16 protein-coding genes are annotated in these 21,682 nt (G+C 55.7%); 7 read left to right on the plus strand and 9 right to left on the minus strand.

The genetic code is table 11. The annotated features are described in order from the left end of the window. The first annotated feature begins 74 nt into the window (after positions 1-74). The gene (locus tag SK51_RS05060; protein ID WP_023307166.1) at positions 75-530 is read left to right on the plus strand and encodes a 4Fe-4S dicluster domain-containing protein; all 456 of its coding nucleotides are present in this window, start codon (positions 75-77) and stop codon (positions 528-530) included. A gap of 7 nt (positions 531-537) precedes the next feature. Here the strand turns inward: SK51_RS05060 and avtA are convergent, their stop codons facing one another. Together avtA and SK51_RS05070 are read right to left on the minus strand one after the other, a co-directional pair. Beyond that, on the minus strand, positions 538-1,791 hold the full coding sequence (gene avtA, locus SK51_RS05065) for a valine--pyruvate transaminase (RefSeq protein ID WP_048206606.1): 1,254 nt from the start codon (positions 1,789-1,791) through the stop codon (positions 538-540). 242 nt (positions 1,792-2,033) lie between these two features. Then, positions 2,034-4,064: an alpha-amylase gene (locus tag SK51_RS05070; RefSeq protein ID WP_032676755.1), complete on the minus strand. Its 2,031-nt coding sequence runs from the start codon at positions 4,062-4,064 to the stop codon at positions 2,034-2,036. Positions 4,065-4,377: 313 nt separating this feature from the next. Here SK51_RS05070 and SK51_RS05075 point away from each other — a divergent pair, with 313 nt between their 5' ends. Then, on the plus strand, positions 4,378-5,202 hold the full coding sequence (locus tag SK51_RS05075) for a protein bax (RefSeq protein WP_022649749.1): 825 nt from the start codon (positions 4,378-4,380) through the stop codon (positions 5,200-5,202). 35 nt (positions 5,203-5,237) lie between these two features. Here the strand turns inward: SK51_RS05075 and xylR are convergent, their stop codons facing one another. From xylR to xylF, 4 genes are all read right to left on the minus strand, one after another. Beyond that, entirely contained in the window at positions 5,238-6,416 is a 1,179-nt protein-coding gene (xylR, locus tag SK51_RS05080) for a D-xylose utilization transcriptional activator XylR (protein WP_023307164.1), read from the minus strand. Between the two features lie 34 nt (positions 6,417-6,450). Continuing rightward, the gene (gene xylH, locus SK51_RS05085; RefSeq protein ID WP_023307163.1) at positions 6,451-7,632 is read right to left on the minus strand and encodes a xylose ABC transporter permease XylH; all 1,182 of its coding nucleotides are present in this window, start codon (positions 7,630-7,632) and stop codon (positions 6,451-6,453) included. Then, a complete protein-coding gene (locus SK51_RS05090; protein WP_015572746.1) occupies positions 7,610-9,151 on the minus strand; it encodes a xylose ABC transporter ATP-binding protein in 1,542 nt (513 codons plus the stop codon). Before SK51_RS05090 ends, xylH begins: the two co-directional genes overlap by 23 nt. A 72-nt stretch (positions 9,152-9,223) precedes the next feature. Next, positions 9,224-10,216: a D-xylose ABC transporter substrate-binding protein gene (gene xylF / locus SK51_RS05095; RefSeq protein WP_022649746.1), complete on the minus strand. Its 993-nt coding sequence runs from the start codon at positions 10,214-10,216 to the stop codon at positions 9,224-9,226. Between the two features lie 371 nt (positions 10,217-10,587). On the opposite strand from xylF, the gene xylA reads away from it, so the two are divergent. Together xylA and xylB are read left to right on the plus strand one after the other, a co-directional pair. Continuing rightward, positions 10,588-11,910, plus strand: a complete 1,323-nt coding sequence (gene xylA, locus SK51_RS05100) for a xylose isomerase (protein WP_026080557.1) — start codon at positions 10,588-10,590, stop codon at positions 11,908-11,910. A 59-nt stretch (positions 11,911-11,969) separates the two neighbouring features. After that, positions 11,970-13,424 carry a xylulokinase gene (xylB, locus tag SK51_RS05105; protein WP_023307162.1) on the plus strand — a complete coding sequence of 485 codons (1,455 nt, stop codon included), beginning with the start codon at positions 11,970-11,972 and terminating at the stop codon, positions 13,422-13,424. 52 nt (positions 13,425-13,476) lie between these two features. On the opposite strand, the gene SK51_RS05110 is transcribed toward xylB, so the two are convergent. Next, positions 13,477-14,472: an acyltransferase gene (locus SK51_RS05110; protein WP_022649743.1), complete on the minus strand. Its 996-nt coding sequence runs from the start codon at positions 14,470-14,472 to the stop codon at positions 13,477-13,479. A 184-nt stretch (positions 14,473-14,656) separates the two neighbouring features. Between SK51_RS05110 and SK51_RS05115 the strand changes: the two genes are divergently transcribed. From SK51_RS05115 to glyS, 3 genes are all read left to right on the plus strand, one after another. After that, positions 14,657-14,962: a YsaB family lipoprotein gene (locus SK51_RS05115; protein WP_032671545.1), complete on the plus strand. Its 306-nt coding sequence runs from the start codon at positions 14,657-14,659 to the stop codon at positions 14,960-14,962. 160 nt (positions 14,963-15,122) lie between these two features. Next, on the plus strand, positions 15,123-16,034 hold the full coding sequence (gene glyQ, locus SK51_RS05120; protein ID WP_003860141.1) for a glycine--tRNA ligase subunit alpha: 912 nt from the start codon (positions 15,123-15,125) through the stop codon (positions 16,032-16,034). Between the two features lie 9 nt (positions 16,035-16,043). After that, on the plus strand, positions 16,044-18,113 hold the full coding sequence (glyS, locus tag SK51_RS05125) for a glycine--tRNA ligase subunit beta (protein WP_022649741.1): 2,070 nt from the start codon (positions 16,044-16,046) through the stop codon (positions 18,111-18,113). A 189-nt stretch (positions 18,114-18,302) separates the two neighbouring features. Here the strand turns inward: glyS and fadA are convergent, their stop codons facing one another. Together fadA and fadB are read right to left on the minus strand one after the other, a co-directional pair. After that, positions 18,303-19,466 carry an acetyl-CoA C-acyltransferase FadA gene (fadA, locus tag SK51_RS05130; RefSeq protein WP_000416981.1) on the minus strand — a complete coding sequence of 388 codons (1,164 nt, stop codon included), beginning with the start codon at positions 19,464-19,466 and terminating at the stop codon, positions 18,303-18,305. Positions 19,467-19,475: 9 nt separating this feature from the next. Then, positions 19,476-21,665, minus strand: coding sequence for a fatty acid oxidation complex subunit alpha FadB (gene fadB, locus SK51_RS05135; protein WP_023307160.1), 2,190 nt, complete (start codon positions 21,663-21,665; stop codon positions 19,476-19,478). Positions 21,666-21,682: the final 17 nt, after the last annotated feature.

Consider the following 21,682-nt stretch of genomic DNA (forward strand, 5'->3'; position numbering starts at 1 on the left):
TCACACCTTCGCTGCCTCGGACGTTATGTATGATGTGCTCAGAACCGGGTTTTAATGCACGCGAGGCGTAACTGATGAACCGATTTATTCTGACGGCTCCTGAAAAATGTATCGGGTGCCGCACCTGTGAGGTGGCGTGCATGATGTCGCATCAAAGCAGCGCCACGCCAGAAGCGTTTACCTCACGGATCCGCGTGGTTAAGGGGGGAACCTTCACCACGGCCGTGGGCTGCCATCAGTGTGAAGATGCGCCCTGCGCGAATGTCTGCCCGACGGGGGCCATTCACCGTGCTGCGGGAGCCTGGCTCGTTGAGCAGGCTCGCTGTATCGGCTGCAAAAGCTGTATGGTGGCGTGCCCGTTCGGGGCAATGCAGGTTCGGGTTGTTGGAGATCGCGTTCAGGCGCTGAAATGTGATTTGTGCATGCTTCGCGAGGGCGGTCCCGCCTGCGTCGAAGCCTGTCCCACCCACGCGCTGCGCTGCATAGAACCCGCCAGACTACGCGCGGAACGGCTGCGTAATCTGGCCTGAGGTTTTATTAACCGGCCTCGCGCCAGGCGTTCTCAATCTCTTCGGCGAGAATTTTCACACCCGCTTCGATTTTTTCCGGGTCCGGGACGTAGTTCATGCGCATGCACTGGTGCGTATGCGGCCACGGTTTATCCAGTCCCGGGAAGAAGTAATCCCCCGGCACCATCAGCACGCCACGCTTTTTCAGACGCTGATAAAGCAGCTCTGTCGTAATGAGCAGATCCTTAAACCACAGCCACAGGAAAATTGCCCCTTCCGGTTTATGGATCAGGCAGCGTTCCTCCGGTAAGTAGCGGCGAAGGATGGCGATAGTTTCCTGAACGCGCTGAGAGTAAAACGGCTTGATCACCTCATTCGACAGGCGCAGCAGGTCGTTACGCCTGATCATCTCGCACATCATCGCCGGGCCGATGCCGCCAGGGGAAAGGCTGATAATGCCGTTCATGTTGGTAATGGCGGTGATGATTTTCTCGTTAGCAATGATAATGCCGCAGCGGCTGCCCGGCAGGCCCAGCTTGGAGAGGCTCATGCAGAGGATGATGTTCGGGTTCCACAGCGGACGCGCTTCGCTGAAGATGATCCCCGGGAACGGTACGCCATAGGCATTATCGATCACCAGCGGGATGCCGTGCTGATTCGCCAGCGCATCCAGCTTCATCAGCTCGTCGTCGGTGATCACGTTCCCCGTCGGGTTGGTGGGACGAGATACGCAGATCATGCCCGTCTCTTCACCGATATGCAGATGTTCAAAATCGACGTGATATTTGAACTGGCCCTCTGGCAACAACTCGATATTCGGACGTGCGGAAACAAACAGGTCTTCTTCGAGGCCGGCATCGGCATAGCCGATATACTCCGGTGCCAGCGGGAACAGCACTTTTTTCGTGGTGCCGTCGGCGCGGCGTCCGGCGAACAGATTGAATAAGTAGAAAAACGCGCTCTGACTGCCGTTTGTCAGTGCAATGTTCTGTGGTTCGATATCCCAACCCAGCGCTTCCCGCAGCATTGCCGCCAGAAGCGTCAGTAGTTCTGTTTTACCCTGAGGGCCGTCGTAATTACATAGCGCATCGGTTGCTTTACCGTTTTCCAGCATGTCTGCCAGCAGCGTCTGGAAGTAGGTGTTCATCTCCGGAATTTGAGCCGGGTTTCCGCCGCCAAGCATGATAGCGCCTGGGGTGCGCAGCCCGTCGTTGAGGTCCTCCATCAGGCGGGTAATGCCTGAATGGCGGGTAAATTTGTCGCCGAATTGTGAAAACGTCATAGCAGGTGATCTGTCGGGCTTAATATGAAAGGCAGTAACCATAACGCCAGCACCGTGTTGGTGCAAATCGGCGGATGTGGTCGGATTTGTTGTTTTGTATGGTGGAGAGGGATTATTGCAGTGAATCGTTCTGATGAATGTCTCCCTCACCCCAACCCTCTCCCCAAAGGGGCGAGGGTGAAAGACCGCACCGTGCAATCCCCTAGCCCCTTAGGGGAGAGGGTTAGGGTGAGGGGGCTGTTCTACTGATTACCCGCCCACACCACCATCACCTTATCGCCCTTGTGCTCGCGCACAAAGCCGTAGCCTTCTTTCATTGACAGCGTTGTTTGCTTGCCTTCACCCACAGCCGGATGACGGGCGCGGAACTGCCCCAGAAGCTGCCAGTGGGCGACAGTTAACGCCTGTTTACCTGTGACGTCCTGCCAGTTCATATCCGAACGGGTTCCCTGTAGCGGATCGGAGCCTGTCGGGCCAAATGGACGCTCTGATTCATCGCCGTAATAGATCTGCACGCTTCCCGGCGCCAGCAGCAGTAACTCAGCGGCGCGCTGACCCCCTTCACGGAACAGACGCGTATCGTGGGAGGAGAGATAGCTCAGCACATTAAAACTTTGCAGCTTTTCTGCCATTTGCTGCCAGGTCAAATCCATATCTGCCAGACAGTCCACTGCTTTCGCCGCCTGCTCCTGATAGTCAAAGTTGATCATCGCATCGAAGCCGTGACGGTAATAATCGCTCTGCATCGCGCCGTGGCCCCAGGATTCACCGGTCATCCAGAACGGCGCATCGTCGAGTTTTTTGTCCGGGTTGGCGGCCTTCCACGCGGCCAGCGCCTGGCTGGCCTGGTCTTTCAGTTGCTGCCAGGCTTCATGCTCAACGTGTTTGGCGGTATCGACCCGGAAACCGTCGATGCCGTAGTCACGTACCCACTGGCTAAGCCAGTGGGTCAGGTAATCTCGCGGCGTGAAATTCGTCATCACTTTCGCGTTGGTGTCGGGCTTGTGTTGATAAAAGTTCGGCAAACCTGACGGGGTTTTTGATTCCGTTTTCAGATCCGGCAGGAAGGCCAGGGACATGGTCAAGTCGTCAAAGCCCGGGTTGTCGTAATCACCGATATCGGTACGGATCCATTTTTTACCCCACCATTTTTCCCATGCGGCTTTGTCACTGAAGTTGATGTAATCGTTGAAGCTGTGCCAGCTTTGACCCGCGCCTGGCTTCCAGTCAGTCCAGCGTTCGCCGAGCGTTTTTTTCAGCTCATCTCCCTGTAAATAGAGTGCGCCAAACTGATATTCCTGCATATCTGCAAGCGTCGCATAGCCCGCGTGGTTCATGACAACGTCAAACAGGACGCGGATACCGCGCCTGTGCGCGTCGTCGACAAGCTGGCGTAAATCATCTTCGTTGCCCATGTTGGCGTCGAGTTTCGTCCAGTCCTGGGTGTAATAACCGTGATACGCGTAGTGGGGGAAATCCCCTTTGGTGCCGCCGCCAACCCAGCCGTGGATCTGCTCCAGCGGGGAGCTTATCCAGAGCGCATTCACGCCCAGTTGCTGAAGGTAATCCAGTTTGCTGGTAAGCCCTTTCAGATCGCCGCCGTGGAAAGTACCTATCTCCTGCATACCATCTTTATGGCGGCCATAGCTGTTGTCGTTGGTGGGGTCGCCATTCACGAAGCGATCGGTCAGCACGAAATAGACGGTGGCGTTTTGCCAGCTGAACGGCGCGGGTTTGTCCGTTTCGGCGCGCTCAAGCAGCAGCAGGCCATTGCTGTTGGCGGCTGGCTGAAGAGTCACTTTGCCATTTTGAACGGTCGCGGTCTGTTTGCTGTAAAAATCACGCACCACCGTGCCTTCCGGGAACGTGTTAACGACGTCGATCGTGAGCGGTTTGCCGTCCCACTTCGGGCACTGGCGGGTAACGTTTGCGACAGGCTGTGGCGCCGCACTTTGTACCGTCAGCATCAGCGTCGGCGTTCCAGAGCGCGTATCAATACGCATCTGATAAACGCCGTCACGGAATAATCGCCACTGCGGTGGCGTGCCTTCGCACGGTTTGAGCGACAGCATCTCGTTGAGCTTAATGGCCTTTGTCGGCTGCCAGCACGCGTTGTCAAGACTCAACGTCAGTGGACGGATACCCTTCGCAAGCGTTGCCTGGCTGGTAAAGACGCCGGTACCTTCAGCGTTGAATGCGTCAAATCCCGGCGATGACCAGTCGGCATGCGCGAATGCGGGTAACATCAGAACAGCTAATGCAGTGCGTTTCATTCCATTTTCCTGTCGCGGCATTTTTGACCAGTGTGCCATTCGGCTCAGGGGAAAAACTCCTCCTCTGAGGCTTTCTGCCAGGAGGACGCGAAGGGATGAGTGATCCCGCGCAAAATTAGGCAGTTATCTGCGATATCGCGCACATTTTTCCAGTGTTGGTGCTTTAATGAGCATGTTCCGGATGACATAGTTTCGGAATTGGACTATTTATAGACGTGCTCTTGAAGACTATTTTTGGTACGATTTGAGATTCCGCTCTCAAATTTTGAAGAAAATAAGGTGTTGGAATGCTTATATCCGACCAGGAGACCTAATGATATCGACTCCCATTCGACGATATGGGGCCGCGATACTCATGTTACTCACCATGGCATTTTCAGGTGAGGTGCTTGCAAAGACGCACACGGATACAACGAGTAAGAAAGCCCACGTAATAAAGACGACAAGCAGTAAGGTTAGCAGTAAACAAGAGTATTCTCGCAATAGTGCAAAGAGTAGTTCACTTCCTGATTTGCGAAAATACCCTTCCGGGACACCAAGGAAAAAAGCGTTTCTCCGGACGGTAATGCCTTACATTAAAAGTCAAAATGCCGCGATTACTGCGGATCGTAACTGGCTGATCGCCAAACAGTACGATAGCCGCTGGTCGCCGTCTGAGCGCACTCGCCTGAAAGACATCGCCAAACGCTATAAAGTGAAGTGGAGCGGGAACACGCGTCGTGTGCCGTGGAACACTCTGTTAGAGCGTGTGGACATTATTCCAGGCAGTATGGTCGCGACAATGGCCGCCGCCGAAAGCGGTTGGGGCACCTCGAAGCTGGCGCGCAACAACAACAATCTGTTTGGCATGAAATGCGCAAAAGGTCGTTGTACTAATGCACCCGGCAAGGTGAAGGGCTATTCACAGTTTGAATCGGTGAAAGATTCCGTGAATGCCTATGTGGTGAATCTGAACACCCACCCGGCCTACTCTTCGTTCCGTAAGTCACGCGCGCAGCTGCGTAAGGCGGATCAGGAAGTGACGGCCACGGCGATGATCCACAAGCTGAAAGGTTATTCCACCCAGGGACAGCGCTACAACAACTACCTGTTCTCCATGTACCAGGATAACCAGCGTCTGATTGCCGCACATATGTAATAAAAAACGCCTTCCACTGGAAGGCGTTCTTTTTTCTAGAGCAGGACTTCACTGTACCGTTCCCGGTACTCCTTCGGCGTGGTGTCATACTCTTTCCTGAACACCGAATAGAAATACTGAAGCGACGGATAGCCGCACATCTGTGAAATCTCGTTGATCGACAGCGAGGTGGAGATCAGCAGACTGCGCGCTTTCTCCAGCTTTTCCGCATGGATCACGGCGTGGATCGTCTCACCGACTTCCTCTTTAAACCGCTTCTCCAGATTCGAACGTGAAATGCCGACCGAATCCAGCACCTGATCGACCTTAATCCCTTTGCAGGCATGATTGCGAATGTAGTGCATCGCCTGAATCACGGCCGGATCGTTTAAGGAATGGTAGTCAGTTGAGCGACGCTCGACCACGCGAACGGGCGGAACCAGCAGACGCTGGAGCGGCAGGGATTCGTTGTCTAACAGTCGGTGCAGCAGCTTCGCGGCCTGATAGCCCATCTGACGGGTACCCTGCGCCACGGATGAGAGCGCCACGCGCGACAGATAGCGCGTAAGCTCTTCGTTATCAATACCAATCACGCACAGCTTTTCAGGCACCGGAATATGCAAATGTTCGCACACCTGTAATACGTGGCGGGCGCGGGCGTCCGTCACGGCGATAATCCCTGTCTGGGGCGGCAGTGTTTGCAGCCAGTCAGCCAGGCGATTCTGTGCGTGCTGCCAGTTTTCTGGCGCGGTTTCCAGCCCCTGATAAACGACGCCGCGATACTTCTCCTGGGCAACCAGCTGGCAGAAGGCATACTCACGCTCCATCGCCCAGCGCTTTCCGCTGGTGGCGGGCAATCCGTAAAACGCAAAACGATGGACGCCTTTCTCCTTTAAATGGAGGAAGGCGGTCTCAACCAGGGCATGGTTATCCGTGGCGATGTAGTGAACGGGGGGGTAATGTTCCGCTGAATGGTAAGAGCCGCCAACGCCCACGATAGGTACGTCGACGCCACTCAGCAACTGTTCAATCACGGGGTCGTCAAAGTCAGCGATAACCCCGTCTCCCAGCCAGTCTTTGATGTTCTCCAGACGGGTACGGAAATCTTCTTCGATGAAAATATCCCATTCGGATTGCGACGCCTGCAAATATTCACCAACCCCCTCAACCACCTGACGGTCATAGGCTTTGTTGGCATTGAATAACAACGTAATGCGGTGACGCTTTTCAAACATGGCTCACTTTCCCAAATTAGTCACGATACGGTTCTCAGGCGCGCCGCTTGGTGGCAGAGTCCATCCAGACTGCCAGCAAAAGAATGGCCCCTTTGACGATATACTGCCAAAACGTCGGCACGTCCATCATACTCATCCCGTTATCCAGCGAAGCCATAATAAATGCGCCCATCACCGCCCCCGCCACGCTGCCAATACCTCCGGCGAGGCTGGTCCCGCCAATAACGCAGGCGGCGATGGCGTCCAGCTCGGCAATATTACCGGCAGACGGGGAACCCGCACCCAGACGTGAGCTGAGGATCAGCCCCGCGATGGCTACCATCAGGCCGTTGATGGCAAAGACGGCGAGTTTGGTGCGCTCGACGTTGATACCAGATAAACGCGCGGCTTCAAGATTGCCGCCGATAGCATAAATACGGCGACCGAATGCGGTACGTGTGGCCATAAACATCCCACCTAACAGCAACAGCGCCAGCAGCAGAACGGGCGTTGGGACACCGCGATAATCGTTTAGCAGCCAGATGGCCCCCAGCACAATCACCGCAGTAAGCGCCTGACGGCCGACAACCGAGGTTGAGGCAGGCGAGGCCAGCCCCAGCGCCTGGCGACGCATGCGTCCTCGCCATTGCCACGCGACAAACGCCATCAGCCCAACCACGCCGATCGTAAAACCGACGCCATCAGAGAGGTAGCTTTGGCCAATCTGGGACATCGAGGCGCTGGTCGGGGAGACGGTAGTGCCGTTGGTGATCCCAATCAGAATACCGCGGAAGGCCAGCATCCCTGCTAAGGTGACAATAAACGACGGGACTTTACGGTAGGCCACCCACCAGCCGTTCCACGCACCTAGCAGCAGACCCAGTACCAGCGTGACCACAATCGTCAGCGGCAACGGCCAGCCGAGCCAGACGTCAAAAATTGCCGCCACGCCGCCGAGCAGACCCATCATCGACCCTACCGACAGGTCAATTTCCGCTGAGATAATCACAAAGACCATCCCCACCGCCAGGATCCCGGTGATGGCGGTCTGACGCAGCAGGTTAGAGACGTTACGTGCGCTCAAATAGGAGCCATCGGTCATCCAGGTAAAGAACAACATGATGACGATAATGGCGGCAATCATTACAAAAACTTGCAGATTCAGCGATTTAAGTCCTGCGAACGCACCGGGCGTCGGAACAGCGACTTTGATATCAGACGGGTTGCTTTTCGACATGGCGTTCGCTCCTTAAGGCAGCTTCCATCACCTGCTCTTGCGTCAGGTTCTGGTTGTTCAGGTTGGCTTTGAGTTTCCCTTCATGCATGACCAGCACGCGGTCGCTCAGCCCCAGCACTTCAGGCAATTCGGACGAGATAACAATGACGGCAATCCCTTGCTGCACAAGCTGGTTGATCAGCTTGTAGATTTCATACTTCGCGCCGATATCGATCCCGCGCGTGGGTTCGTCCAGAATTAAAATGCGCGGATTAAGCAACAGGCAGCGTGCCAGAATCGCTTTCTGCTGGTTGCCGCCGCTCAGGCGACCTATCGCCAGTTCCGGCGAGGAGGTTTTCACCTTGAGCCTGGCAAGTGACTGAAGAATACACTGCTGTTCTGCGGCATCATCCAGGCTGCTCAGCGCGCCGGAAAACTGGCTGAGCGCCGCCAGAGTGATATTTTTTCCCACCGCCATGACCGGCACGATGCCGTCTTTTTTGCGGTCTTCGGGCACCATAGCAATGCCTTTGGCAATGGCCTGCTGGCAGTTGTCGATTTTTACCGGCTGACCGTCGATATAAATTTTGCCTTCCCAGCGCCCCGGCCAGACGCCAAACAGACACTGCACGGCCTCGGTTCTTCCGGCACCCACTAAACCCGCAATACCGAGAATTTCGCCGCGGTGCAGCGAGAAGGAGAGGTTATCCACGCGCTTGATGTGGCGGTTAACGGGATGCCACGCCGTCAGGTTTTCCACGCGCAGGAGTTCTTCGCCTATGGTGTGTGGTTCGTTGGGATACAGTGCGGTGAGCTCGCGACCCACCATCATGGTGATGATGTCATCTTCGCTCATGCCTTCTGCTTCACGCGTGCCAATGTGCTGCCCGTCGCGGATGACGCAGATGGTGTCGGAAATAGCTTTCACCTCATTGAGCTTGTGCGAAATATAGATGCAGGCGATACCGTGGTTTTGCAGGTCGCGGATGATATTGAGCAGAACGGCGGTTTCCTGTTCGGTGAGCGAGGCGGTTGGCTCGTCGAGGATCAGCAGGCGTACCTGTTTATTTAGCGCCTTGGCGATCTCCACCAGCTGCTGCTGGCCCAAACCTAAGTCGCCCACGCGCGTATCCGGTGAGATAGCGAGACTCACCTGGGCCAGCAGTTTTTCGCAGCGCAGCGTCATGGTGTCGTAATCCAGTACGCCGTGGCGCGAGAGTTCGGCCCCAAGAAAGATATTTTCCAGCACGGTAAGGTGCTTCACCAGCGCCAGCTCCTGGTGAATGATAGCGATGCCTTTGCGTTCGGTATCACGAATGTGCGTGGCCTGAAGCACCTCACCGGCAAAGACGATTTCGCCCTCGTAGCTGCCGTGCGGATAGATCCCGCACAGCACCTTCATCAGCGTGGATTTCCCCGAGCCGTTTTCGCCGCACAGCGACATCACTTCGCCGGGGTTCAGCCGCAGGCTTACGTTGTCGACCGCTTTCACCGCCCCGAAGGCTTTGGTGATGCTTTTCATTTCAAGTAAATAAGACATAACTGCTCCGCATAGCCCGACAGATGAACAGGGCAGGTCGATGCGCCCCCGCCGGGCAGGGGCTGTGCTGGATTACAGTTCACTCTTCTTATGGAAACCGTCTTTCACCACCGTGGCGTCAATATTCTCTTTGTTGACTTCGATAGGGGTAAGCAGGCGAGCTGGCACGTCTTTCAGGCCGTTATTTAACGTCGCGTCTGCTTTAGGTTGCTGGCCATTGCCCAGCTCAACGGCAATTTCGGCGGCGGTATTGGCAAGCTCGGTAATGGGCTTATAGACCGTCATAGTCTGGGTACCCGCGATAATGCGTTTTACACCCGCAAGGTCGGCGTCCTGTCCGGAAATAGCGACTTTCCCAGCCAGACCCTGCGCGCTCAGCGCCTGAATGGCGCCCCCCGCAGTGGCGTCGTTAGAGGCCACCACTGCATCGATTTTGTTGTTATTTGCGGTCAACGCGTTTTCCATAATTTTCAGCGCGTTTTCCGGTAACCAGCCGTCAGCCCACTGGTCGCCGACGACTTTAATTTTGCCCTCGTCGATATACGGCTTCAGCACTTTCATTTGTCCCTGACGGAACAGTTTGGCGTTGTTATCCACAGGTGAGCCGCCCATCAGGAAATAATTCCCTTGAGGCACTTTTGCGATCAAGCTTTTAGCCTGTAATTCACCCACCTTTTCATTGTCGAACGAAATATAATAATCAATATCCGCATTATTAATCATGCGGTCATAAGCCAGGACTTTTATGCCTTCCTGTTTTGCTTCTTTCACCACGTTGCTTAATACCTGGCCGTTATACGGGATAATGACCAGCACATCGACGCCACGGTTGATCATATTCTCAATTTGCGACATTTGCGTCTCTTCGTTGCCGTTAGCGGACTGAACGAACACCTCCGCACCGAGAGATTCCGCTTTTTTAACAAAGATATCGCGATCTTTTTGCCAGCGCTCCAGGCGTAAGTCATCAATCGCCATGCCGATTTTGACCTCTTTGGCGTGGCCGGCAAAGCTTGCAAGCAGGAGAGTAGTGCAGAGCGTTAGGGTCAGGTTCTTTATCTTCATAATTATTAGGCCTTTTTGTAGGGGTATGTGTAGCTGAGATAAAAGAAACATTCACTGCTGAGACGCAGCAAATTTTTAACGTGGAAAGGCCTGCTGGCAATTACAGATTTTTATCTTCTCATTACGATATTTGGTTTATTTCTGAATTTATGACCGCGATCGGATTTTAAAAAGCGTAACCTATTAATTACATTTGATTCTGGAATGCGCGCCGAAAAATAGTTTGTCTGCACATTATTTTGCGAGCCAGCGCACAATTGCGCATTCTCTCAATAGCAGTGTGAAATAACGTAATTGAGCAACCTCCAATGTCTATTCACTATTACTCCAGAAGCAAGACCACGCCGCATACCCTGATTATGGAGCTCAATATGCAAGCTTATTTCGACCAACTCGATCGCGTTCGTTTCGAAGGCACGAAAACGACCAATCCTTTAGCATTTCGTCACTACAACCCGGATGAGCTGGTGCTGGGTAAGCGCATGGAAGATCACTTGCGCTTTGCCGCCTGCTACTGGCACACCTTCTGCTGGAACGGTGCCGATATGTTCGGCGTGGGCTCTTTTGACCGTCCATGGCAACAGCCGGGCGAGGCCATTGAGCTGGCGAAGCGTAAAGCCGACGTCGCGTTCGAGTTCTTCCATAAGCTGAACGTACCGTACTACTGTTTCCACGATGTTGACGTGTCGCCGGAAGGGGCGTCGCTGAAAGAGTATCTGAACAATTTTGCGCAGATGGTCGACGTGCTGGCTGAAAAACAGCAGCAAAGCGGCGTGAAGCTGCTCTGGGGTACGGCTAACTGCTTTACCAACCCTCGCTATGGCGCGGGCGCGGCAACCAACCCGGACCCGGAAGTCTTCAGCTGGGCGGCAACCCAGGTCGTGACTGCGATGAACGCCACGCATCAGCTGGGCGGTGAGAACTATGTGCTCTGGGGCGGTCGTGAAGGCTATGAAACGCTGCTGAATACTGACCTGCGCCAGGAGCGTGAGCAGATTGGCCGCTTTATGCAGATGGTGGTGGACCACAAGCACAAAATCGGCTTCCGCGGTACGCTGCTGATTGAGCCAAAACCACAGGAGCCAACCAAGCATCAGTACGACTACGATGTCGCCACCGTGTATGGCTTCCTGAAGCAGTTTGGTCTGGAAAAAGAGATCAAAGTGAACATTGAGGCTAACCACGCCACGCTGGCGGGCCACTCGTTCCATCACGAAATCGCCTCTGCGATTGCGCTGGGCATCTTCGGATCGGTGGATGCGAACCGCGGCGATCCGCAGCTGGGCTGGGATACCGACCAGTTCCCGAACAGCGTCGAAGAGAATGCGCTGGTGATGTACGAAATCATCAAAGCGGGCGGTTTCACCACCGGCGGCCTGAACTTCGACGCCAAAGTGCGTCGCCAGAGCACCGACAAATACGATCTGTTCTACGGGCATATTGGCGCGATGGACACCATGGCGCTGGCGCTGAAGGTGGCGGCCCGTATGATTGAAGACGGTGAGCTGGATAAGCGCGTGGCGAAGCGCTACAGCGGCTGGAACAGTGAGCTGGGCCAGCAAATTTTGAAAGGTCAGTTATCGCTTGCGGAGATCGCGAAGTACGCTGAACAGCATCAGTTGGCACCGCAGCATCAGAGCGGCCATCAGGAACTGCTGGAAAACCTGGTCAATCACTACCTGTTCGATAAATAACAGCATTCATGCCCGGTAAGCGCAGCGCCGCCGGGCATTTCTGTCAAAGGAGTCACCACATGTATATCGGGATCGATCTTGGCACGTCGGGGGTGAAAGCCATCCTGTTAAGCGAGCAGGGCGATGTGTTAGCCACGCAGACTGAAAAGTTGCAGGTTTCACGCCCGCAGCCACTTTGGTCGGAACAAGATCCGGAGCAGTGGTGGCAGGCGACGGACCGCGCGATGAAAGCCTTAGGTGAGCAGCACAGCCTGCGCGACGTGAAAGCGCTGGGCATTGCCGGGCAAATGCATGGCGCCACGCTGCTGGATAGCCAGCATCGCGTACTGCGCCCGGCTATTCTCTGGAACGATGGCCGCTGTGCGGAAGAGTGCGCGATCCTTGAGGAGCGTGTGCCTGCGTCCCGCGAGATTACGGGCAATCTGATGATGCCCGGTTTTACCGCGCCAAAACTCCTGTGGGTGCAGCGCCATGAGCCTGAGATTTTTCGTCAGGTGGCGAAGGTTCTGTTGCCGAAAGACTACCTGCGTTTTCGCATGACGGGGGATTTCGCCAGCGACATGTCTGACGCCGCGGGCACGATGTGGCTCGACGTGGCGAAACGGGACTGGAGCGAAGCGATGCTGGATGCCTGCCAGCTGACGCGCGATCATATGCCTGCGCTGTTTGAAGGCAGTGATATCACGGGCGCTTTGCAGCCTTCTGTTGCTGAACGCTGGAATATGCCAGCCGTACCTGTCGTTGCCGGCGGTGGCGATAATGCGGCGGGTGCGGTCGGCGTGGGGATGGTGGAGACAGGACAGGCCATGCTCTCGCTCGGCACTTCCGGCGTCTATTTTGCCGTCAGTGACGGCTATCGTAGTAACCCTGAAAGCGCCGTACACAGCTTCTGCCACGCGTTGCCGGGTAAATGGCATTTGATGTCGGTGATGCTGAGCGCGGCATCCTGCCTCGACTGGGCGGCAAAGCTGACCGGAATGGCGGACGTCCCGGCGCTTATCACAGCGGCACAGCAGGCGGATGATACTGCCGGTGCGGTCTGGTTTTTACCGTACCTTTCCGGCGAGCGGACGCCGCATAACAACCCGGAAGCGAAAGGGGTCTTCTTCGGCCTTACCCATCAGCACGGCCCGGCAGAGCTGGCGCGCGGGGTGCTTGAAGGGGTCGGTTATGCGTTGGCGGACGGCATGGATGTCGTGCATGACTGTGGCCTGACGCCATCCAGCATTACGTTAATTGGCGGCGGGGCACGAAGCAGCTACTGGCGGCAGATGCTTTCCGATATCAGCGGGTTGCAGCTGGACTATCGTACTGGGGGAGATGTTGGTCCGGCGCTCGGTGCGGCACGGCTGGCGCAAATTGCGCTGAACCGGGATAAACCACTGCCCCAGCTTTTGCCCCAGCTGCCGCTTGAACAGCAGCATCGTCCTGATGCGAAAAATCATGCTCGCTACGCTGAAAGACGAGACGTTTTCCGCAAAATCTATCAGCAGCTTTTACCGCTAATGTCATAAACAGGAGCCGGGTGGCGCTAACGCTTACCCGGCCTGCCAGCCTTCAACCGGGTTAGCTCACAAACCTGCGTGTATCGATGCGTTGCAGCAGCATTGAGAGCAGCAGGCTGACAACCAGCGTAACGGTAAATATCCAGACAATATCCAGCACCGGCCAGCTTTTAAGCTCAACGCCGCGGGTGCGCAGGGCGTGGATCACCAGCGCGTGAAAACCGTAAATGCCCAGCGAGTGGCGAGAGATAAACCCCAGCACCGGAAGCGGGCGGGCATTCAGGGTGTTTTTAAACAGGGTCAGCAGCGAAACCGCGCAGATAAAGACCATCGGCCCGCAGTAGAGATACCAGGTATCGGCAAAGTTTCCGCGCCATTGCAGCTCGTGCAGCGTCCCTCGAGAGATAATAAACACACCGGCGATAAATGCTGCCGCGCAAAGCCAGTTTATTCCTCTCTTTTGAGTCTCCATCATGCCGATGGCGCGCCCCAGCATGCCGTACAGCACGTAATAAAACGTATCGCCGTTGATATAGAGGTTAACGGGCAGCCATTCAAAGCCATCAATTTTCTGTGAGACGGTATTCGGGTTTGCCACGATCCCGATTATTACCATCAAGGCCAGCAGCATTTTACCGCTAACGTTTTTTACCTGAATTAACGGCGAAACCAGATAGATAACCATTATCGCGAAGAAAAACCACAGATGATAGAACACTGGTTTTTGCAACAAATTGAGCAGGGAACGTTCAGCATTAATTGAAGTGAACAGGATGATATAGAGCAGCGAAATGGCGCTGTAAAACAGCAAACAGGAGACAATACGGATGAAATGTCTCGGCTGCGCGCTACGCTCGCCAAAAAAGAGAAAACCGGAAATCATAAAGAACAGCGGGACGCTCACGCGTGAGGCTGAGTTCAGAATATTGGCGACATCCCAGTTAACAGGGCTGATACTGTGCGCGTTCGTGACATACCAGGTCGTAGTGTGGATCATCACCACCATCAGACAGGCTATTCCCCGCAGGTTATCAATCCAGTTAATTTTTGACTGCATCAGTTCCTCTGTATTCCTGATAAAGAAAGTGTGACTGCGATTGCGTAAAACTTTTCCCTTGGAAAATTCTGAGTTTAACCAGGCTGTCTTGTCGGGAGCTGGCGAGATTCGCAGAATGTTGAACATTAATCTATAAACGTGTTGCTACTAAAAATAACAGCCACTGACCAGGGCGGTAATAAAAATGATGATGAAGCGTGGGGCGTCACTCTTTCTGCTGCTTTTATTAGCAGGGTGCAGTGCTTCTCAGGAGGCTCCAGTCCAAAAAGCGCAGCAGGGGAAAATGAGCCCGGAGCGTTCCCTGAATATGGAACAGCTGTGCAGGGATCAGGCGGCTCAACGTTATAATTCCGAAGCACAGAAAATTCATATTAACGGCTTCGAGCGCTTTCAGGGCAGCTATGAACTGAAAGGCTATACGGCGCGTAAAGAGGGCTTTGTCTGCTCTTTTGATGCAGACGGCCAGTTTTTACATCTCTCAATGCGCTAAATTGCTCGTATAAGCAGCAACCAGAGCCTTCGCAGGTTCTGGCTGTAGGGCTTATTCCCCAATTTTCCCTAAACAACCCCGTTTCGTACTGTATATCTTGCAGCCAGCGGGTATACTGATCCCTTCCATTTAAAACCACACGTATCCAGCACGAAATACTATGCAAAAGTTTGATACCAAGACCTTCCAGGGCCTGATCCTGACCTTACAGGATTACTGGGCTCGTCAGGGCTGCACCATTGTTCAACCTTTGGACATGGAAGTTGGCGCAGGCACCTCACACCCGATGACCAGCCTGCGCGCGTTAGGGCCAGAGCCGATGGCGACCGCCTATGTTCAGCCATCCCGTCGTCCGACCGATGGCCGTTACGGCGAAAACCCGAACCGTTTGCAGCACTACTATCAGTTCCAGGTGGTGATTAAGCCATCACCTGACAATATTCAGGAACTGTACCTCGGGTCACTGAAAGAGCTGGGTATGGATCCGACCATTCACGACATTCGTTTCGTGGAAGATAACTGGGAAAACCCAACGCTGGGTGCCTGGGGTCTGGGTTGGGAAGTGTGGCTGAACGGCATGGAAGTGACCCAGTTCACCTACTTCCAGCAGGTTGGCGGTCTGGAATGTAAACCGATCACCGGCGAAATCACCTATGGTCTGGAACGTCTGGCCATGTACATTCAGGGCGTAGACAGCGTTTACGACCTGGTCTGGAGCGACGGCCCGCTGGGTAAAACCACCTACGGCGACGTGTTCCATCAGAACGAAGTGGAGCAATCCACCTATAACTTCGAATACGCGGACGTGGACTTCCTGTTCACCTGCTTCGAGCAGTACGAGAAAGAAGCCCAGCAGCTGCTGGCGCTGGAGACTCCGCTGCCGCTGCCTGCCTACGAGCGTATTCTGAAGGCTGCCCACAGCTTCAACCTGCTGGATGCCCGCAAAGCGATCTCCGTGACTGAACGTCAGCGCTACATTCTGCGTATTCGTACCCTGACCAAAGCCGTTGCTGAAGCTTACTACGCGTCCCGTGAAGCCCTTGGCTTCCCGATGTGCAACCGAAACAAATAAGAGGCGGCCATGTCTGAGAAAACTTTCCTGGTGGAAATCGGCACTGAAGAGCTGCCACCAAAAGCCCTGCGCAGCCTGGCTGAATCTTTCGCTGCGAACGTCACTGCTGAGCTGGATAACGCTGGCCTGGCGCACGGTAAAATTGAGTGGTTTGCTGCACCGCGTCGTCTTGCGCTGAAAGTGGCAAATCTGGCGGCGTCTCAGCCGGATCGCGAAGTTGAAAAACGTGGCCCGGCCATTGCCCAGGCGTTCGACGCGGAAGGCAAGCCGAGCAAAGCGGCTGAAGGCTGGGCGCGCGGCTGCGGTATCACCGTCGATCAGGCCGAACGTCTGACCACCGACAAAGGTGAATGGCTGCTGTATCGTGCCCATGTGAAAGGCGAAAGCGCGGAAGCGCTGCTGCCAGATATGATTGCGACCTCGCTGGCTAAGCTGCCGATTCCTAAGCTGATGCGCTGGGGAGCGTCTGACGTACACTTTGTGCGTCCGGTTCACACCGTGACCCTGCTGCTGGGCGATACCGTTATTCCGGCGACCATTCTGGGCGTGGCGTCCGATCGCGTGATCCGCGGCCATCGCTTTATGGGCGAGCCGGAGTTCACCATCGACAATGCTGATCAGTACCCGCAGATCCTGCTGGAGCGCGGTAAGGTCATTGCTGACTACGAACAGCGTAAAGCCAAAATCAAAGCTGACGCCGAAGAAGCGGCGCGCAAAATTGGCGGTAATGCCGATCTGAGCGATAGCCTGCTGGAAGAGGTGACCTCTCTGGTCGAATGGCCGGTTGTGCTGACCGCGAAATTCGAAGAGAAATTCCTGGCCGTTCCGGCTGAAGCGCTGGTGTACACCATGAAGGGTGACCAAAAGTACTTCCCGGTTTACGCCAACGACGGCCAGCTGCTGCCAAATTTCATCTTCGTCGCGAACATCGAATCGAAAGATCCGAGCCAGATTATCTCCGGTAACGAGAAAGTGGTGCGTCCACGTCTGGCGGACGCCGAGTTCTTCTTCAACACCGACCGTAAAAAACGTCTGGAAGATAACCTGCCGCGTCTGCAAACCGTACTCTTCCAGCAGCAGCTGGGTACGCTGCGCGACAAGACTGACCGTATCGCGGAGCTGTCCGGCTGGATTGCCCGTGAAATTGGCGCCGACGTTAACCACGCTACCCGCGCGGGCCTGCTCTCCAAGTGCGACCTGATGACCAACATGGTGTTCGAATTTACCGACACCCAGGGCGTGATGGGCATGCACTACGCGCGTCATGACGGCGAAGCGGAAGACGTGGCTGTGGCCCTGAACGAGCAGTATCAGCCGCGCTTTGCCGGTGACGATCTGCCGTCTAACCCGGTTGCCTGCGCCGTGGCGATTGCCGATAAGATGGACACCCTGGCGGGTATCTTCGGTATCGGTCAGCATCCGAAAGGCGACAAAGACCCGTTTGCGCTGCGTCGTGCTGCGCTGGGCGTGCTGCGCATCATCGTAGAGAAGAACCTCAATCTCGATCTGCAAACGCTGACCGAAGAAGCGGTCCGTCTGTACGGCGATAAGCTGACCAACGCGAAGGTTGTGGATGATGTTATCGACTTTATGCTCGGTCGTTTCCGCGCGTGGTATCAGGACGAAGGTTACTCCGTTGATACCATTCAGGCGGTGCTGGCGCGTCGTCCGACCCGTCCGGCAGATTTCGATGCGCGTATGAAAGCGGTATCCCACTTCCGTACGCTGGAAGCGGCGTCTGCGCTGGCCGCGGCCAACAAGCGTGTATCCAATATCCTCGCGAAATCCGACGAGACGCTGAACGAACGCGTAAACGCTGCAACCCTGAAAGAGCCGGAAGAGATTTCTCTGGCGATGCAGGTTGTGGTGCTGCGCGACAAGCTGGAGCCGTATTTCGCGGAAGGTCGCTACCAGGAAGCACTGGTGGAGCTGGCGGAGCTACGTGACGTCATCGATGCCTTCTTCGAGAAGGTGATGGTGAATGTGGAAGATAAAGAGCTGCGTATTAACCGTCTCTCGATGCTTGAGAAACTGCGTGAGCTGTTCCTGCGCGTGGCGGATATTTCGCTGCTGCAATAATGTAAAAAACCCGCCCCTGACAGGCGGGAAGAACGGCAACTAAACTGTCTCTCTTCGCCAATGGCGCCATTACTGCGTTGGCTGCGCTCGTTCACCCGAATCACTTACTAATGTAAGCTCATCGGGATTCGCTCGCTTGCCGCCTTGTTCTGACGTCATTGGCTTTAAGATACTTTTCCTTATTTACATTTACACTCTCTCAAACACCGTCGCGATCCCCTGACCCAACCCGATACACATCGTCGCCAGTCCGAACTGGGCATCTTTGCGTTCCATCAGGTTGATCAGCGTGGTGCTGATACGCGCCCCGGAGCAGCCCAGCGGGTGACCGAGGGCGATCGCGCCGCCATTGAGGTTAATCTTCTCGTCGATCTGATCCATCAGCCCCAGATCTTTAATGCACGGCAGGATCTGCGCGGCGAACGCTTCATTCATCTCAAAGAGGTCGATATCACTTGCGCTCAGCCCCGCTTTTTTCAGCGCCAGTTTTGACGCCGGGACCGGACCGTAACCCATGATGGAAGGATCGCAGCCCACGACTGCCATCGAACGCACGCGGGCGCGTGGCGTCAGGCCTAATTCGCGGGCGCGGCTTTCGCTCATCACTAACATGGCGGCGGCACCGTCGGACAGGGCAGACGAGGTGCCCGCCGTTACCGTGCCGGTGACCGGATCAAACGCCGGACGCAGGGTAGAAAGCGCTTCAACAGTGGTTTCAGGACGGATAACTTCGTCGTAGCTGAACTGCTTCAGTACGCCGTCTGCGTCGTGACCGCCGGTTGGGATGATCTCATTCTTAAAGGCACCAGACTGCGTGGCGGCCCAGGCGCGGGCATGCGAGCGCGCGGCAAAGGCATCCTGCATTTCACGGCTGATGCCGTGCAGACGGGAGAGCATCTCGGCGGTCAGGCCCATCATACCGGCGGCTTTCGCCACGTTGCGGCTCATGCCCGGATGGAAATCGACCCCGTGGCTCATCGGCACGTGGCCCATGTGCTCCACGCCGCCCACCAGACAGGCCTGCGCATCGCCGGTCATGATCATCCGTGCCGCGTCGTGCAGCGCCTGCATCGACGAGCCGCAAAGACGGTTGACGGTGACCGCCGGAACCGAATGCGGGATCTCCGCCAGCAGAGACGCGTTACGGGCGATGTTGAAACCCTGCTCCAGCGTCTGCTGGACGCAGCCCCAGTAAATATCGTCCAGCGCAGCAGGGTCCAGCGCCGGGTTACGCGCCAGCAGGCTACGCATCAGGTGCGCCGAGAGATCTTCCGCACGCACGTTACGGAATGCACCGCCTTTTGAACGGCCCATCGGGGTGCGAATTGCATCAACAATGACAACCTTTTCCATTGTGACTCCTTAAGCCGTTTTCAGCGTGCCAACCGGACGGGCTGGCTCAACTGCTGGATAGTAGGGTTCGTTATGGCGCGCTTTGTTACGCAGACCTTCCGGTACCTCATAAAGCGGACCGAGGTGCTGATATTGCTGAGCCATATCGAGATAGCGAGCGCTGCCGAGCGTATCCAGCCAACGGAACGCGCCGCCGTGGAACGGAGGGAAGCCGAGGCCGTACACCAGCGCCATATCCGCTTCTGCCGGGCTGGCGATAATGCCTTCTTCGAGGCAACGCACTACTTCGTTGATCATCGGGATCATCATCCGGGCGATGATCTCATCGTCAGTGAAGTCGCGTTTTGGCTGACTGACGTCGGCCAGCAGGCCATCCACCGCCGGATCTTCTTCTTTCTTCGGTTTGCCTTTGCTGTCTTCTTTATAGCGCCAGAAGCCCAGACCGTTTTTCTGCCCAAAGCGGTTGGCGTCGAACAGGGCGTCAATGGCGTCGCGATAATCTTTCTGCATGCGCTGCGGGAAGCCCGCCGCCATCACCGCCTGCGCGTGATGGGCAGTGTCGATGCCGACAACGTCCAGCAGGTACGCCGGGCCCATCGGCCAGCCGAACTGTTTTTCCATCACTTTGTCGATTTTGCGGAAGTCTGCGCCGTCGCGCAGCAGCTGGCTGAAACCGGCGAAGTACGGGAACAGCACGCGGTTAACGAAGAAGCCCGGGCAGTCGTTAACGACGATTGGCGTTTTGCCCATCTTGCTCGCCCACGCCACCACTTTGGCGATGGTTTCGTCGGAGGTTTTTTCCCCACGGATCACTTCGACCAGCGGCATGCGATGCACCGGGTTAAAGAAGTGCATCCCGCAGAAGTTTTCCGGACGCTTCAGCACGCTCGCCAGTTCGCTGATAGGAATGGTGGAGGTGTTAGAGGCCAGCACGGTTTCCGGACGTACCTTGTCTTCGGTTTCGGCCAGCACCGCTTTTTTGACTTTCGGGTTCTCGACGACCGCTTCAACCACCACGTCCACACGGTCGAAACCGCTGTATTCCAGTACTGGCTGGATGGTGGAGATCACGCCTGCAAGCTTCAGACCGTCAATTTTGCCGCGCTCAAGCTGTTTATTCAGCAGCTTGGCCGCTTCGGTCATGCCCAGCGTCAGGGATTTCTCGTTGATGTCTTTCATCACTACCGGCACGCCTTTCCAGGCAGACTGGTAGGCGATGCCGCCACCCATAATGCCCGCTCCGAGTACCGCCGCGTGTTTTGGCGTTTCAACGTTTTTGGTGAGTTGTTTGGCTTTGCCCTTCACGAACTGATCGTTAAGGAAGATACCAACCAGCGCGCGGGCTTCGTTGGTGTGCGCCAGCGGGACAAAGCTCTGGTTTTCCAGCTTCAGGGCTTCATCACGGCCCAGACGGGCTGCCGCTTCAATGGTTTTCACCGCCGTGATCGGCGCCGGGTAGTGTTTACCCGCCGTCTGCATCACCATGCCCTTGGCGATGGTGAAGCTCATGGTGGCTTCAATTTTGCTGAGCTTCAACGGCTCCAGCTTTGGCTGACGTTTGGCTTTCCAGTCGAGATCGCCGTTAATCGCCTGACGCAGAATGGCTACAGCGCCTTCAATCAGTTTTTCAGGCTTAACCACGCCGTCCACCAGACCGATTTTCTGCGCCTGTTCCGCGCCGACATCTTTACCTGCGGCAATGATTTCCAGCGCGCTGTCGGCACCCAACATGCGCGGCATACGCACCGAGCCACCAAAGCCCGGCATAATGCCCAGTTTGGTTTCCGGCAGGCCGATGCGCAGGTCTGGGGTCGCCAGACGGTAATCAGTGGCTAACACGCATTCGCAGCCGCCGCCCAGCGCGTAACCGTTAACGGCAGAAAGGGTCGGGACAGGCAGATCTTCCAGACGATTAAAGACGCTGTTCGCAAAGTGCAGCCACTGGCTCAGCTGCTCTTCGGGCACCAGGAACAGCGACAGGAATTCGGTGATATCCGCGCCAACGATAAAGGCCGCTTTGTTGGAGCGCAGCAGCAGCCCTTTCAAATCTGATTGCTTTTCAAGTACATCCAGCGCCTGGCCAAGACTGGCCACCGTCGCGGTATCAAGCTTGTTCACTGAGCCGGGGGCATCGAACACCAGTTCGGCAATGCCATCTTCCAGCCAGTCTACGTACAGGGTGTCGCCTTTGTAGAGCATGTCGGTCTCCTGAATCC

Source organism: Enterobacter sp. MGH85 (assembly GCF_001037655.1).
Classification (GTDB): Bacteria; Pseudomonadota; Gammaproteobacteria; order Enterobacterales; family Enterobacteriaceae; genus Enterobacter; species Enterobacter intestinihominis.

Coding starts and splice junctions, on each gene's coding strand:
- SK51_RS05060 (WP_023307166.1), top strand. CDS start 75: ATGAACCGATTTATTCTGACGGCTCCTGAAAAATGTATCGGGTGCCGC.
- avtA (WP_048206606.1), bottom strand. CDS start 1,791: ATGACGTTTTCACAATTCGGCGACAAATTTACCCGCCATTCAGGCATT.
- SK51_RS05070 (WP_032676755.1), bottom strand. CDS start 4,064: ATGAAACGCACTGCATTAGCTGTTCTGATGTTACCCGCATTCGCGCAT.
- SK51_RS05075 (WP_022649749.1), top strand. CDS start 4,378: ATGATATCGACTCCCATTCGACGATATGGGGCCGCGATACTCATGTTA.
- xylR (WP_023307164.1), bottom strand. CDS start 6,416: ATGTTTGAAAAGCGTCACCGCATTACGTTGTTATTCAATGCCAACAAA.
- xylH (WP_023307163.1), bottom strand. CDS start 7,632: ATGTCGAAAAGCAACCCGTCTGATATCAAAGTCGCTGTTCCGACGCCC.
- SK51_RS05090 (WP_015572746.1), bottom strand. CDS start 9,151: ATGTCTTATTTACTTGAAATGAAAAGCATCACCAAAGCCTTCGGGGCG.
- xylF (WP_022649746.1), bottom strand. CDS start 10,216: ATGAAGATAAAGAACCTGACCCTAACGCTCTGCACTACTCTCCTGCTT.
- xylA (WP_026080557.1), top strand. CDS start 10,588: ATGCAAGCTTATTTCGACCAACTCGATCGCGTTCGTTTCGAAGGCACG.
- xylB (WP_023307162.1), top strand. CDS start 11,970: ATGTATATCGGGATCGATCTTGGCACGTCGGGGGTGAAAGCCATCCTG.
- SK51_RS05110 (WP_022649743.1), bottom strand. CDS start 14,472: ATGCAGTCAAAAATTAACTGGATTGATAACCTGCGGGGAATAGCCTGT.
- SK51_RS05115 (WP_032671545.1), top strand. CDS start 14,657: ATGATGATGAAGCGTGGGGCGTCACTCTTTCTGCTGCTTTTATTAGCA.
- glyQ (WP_003860141.1), top strand. CDS start 15,123: ATGCAAAAGTTTGATACCAAGACCTTCCAGGGCCTGATCCTGACCTTA.
- glyS (WP_022649741.1), top strand. CDS start 16,044: ATGTCTGAGAAAACTTTCCTGGTGGAAATCGGCACTGAAGAGCTGCCA.
- fadA (WP_000416981.1), bottom strand. CDS start 19,466: ATGGAAAAGGTTGTCATTGTTGATGCAATTCGCACCCCGATGGGCCGT.
- fadB (WP_023307160.1), bottom strand. CDS start 21,665: ATGCTCTACAAAGGCGACACCCTGTACGTAGACTGGCTGGAAGATGGC.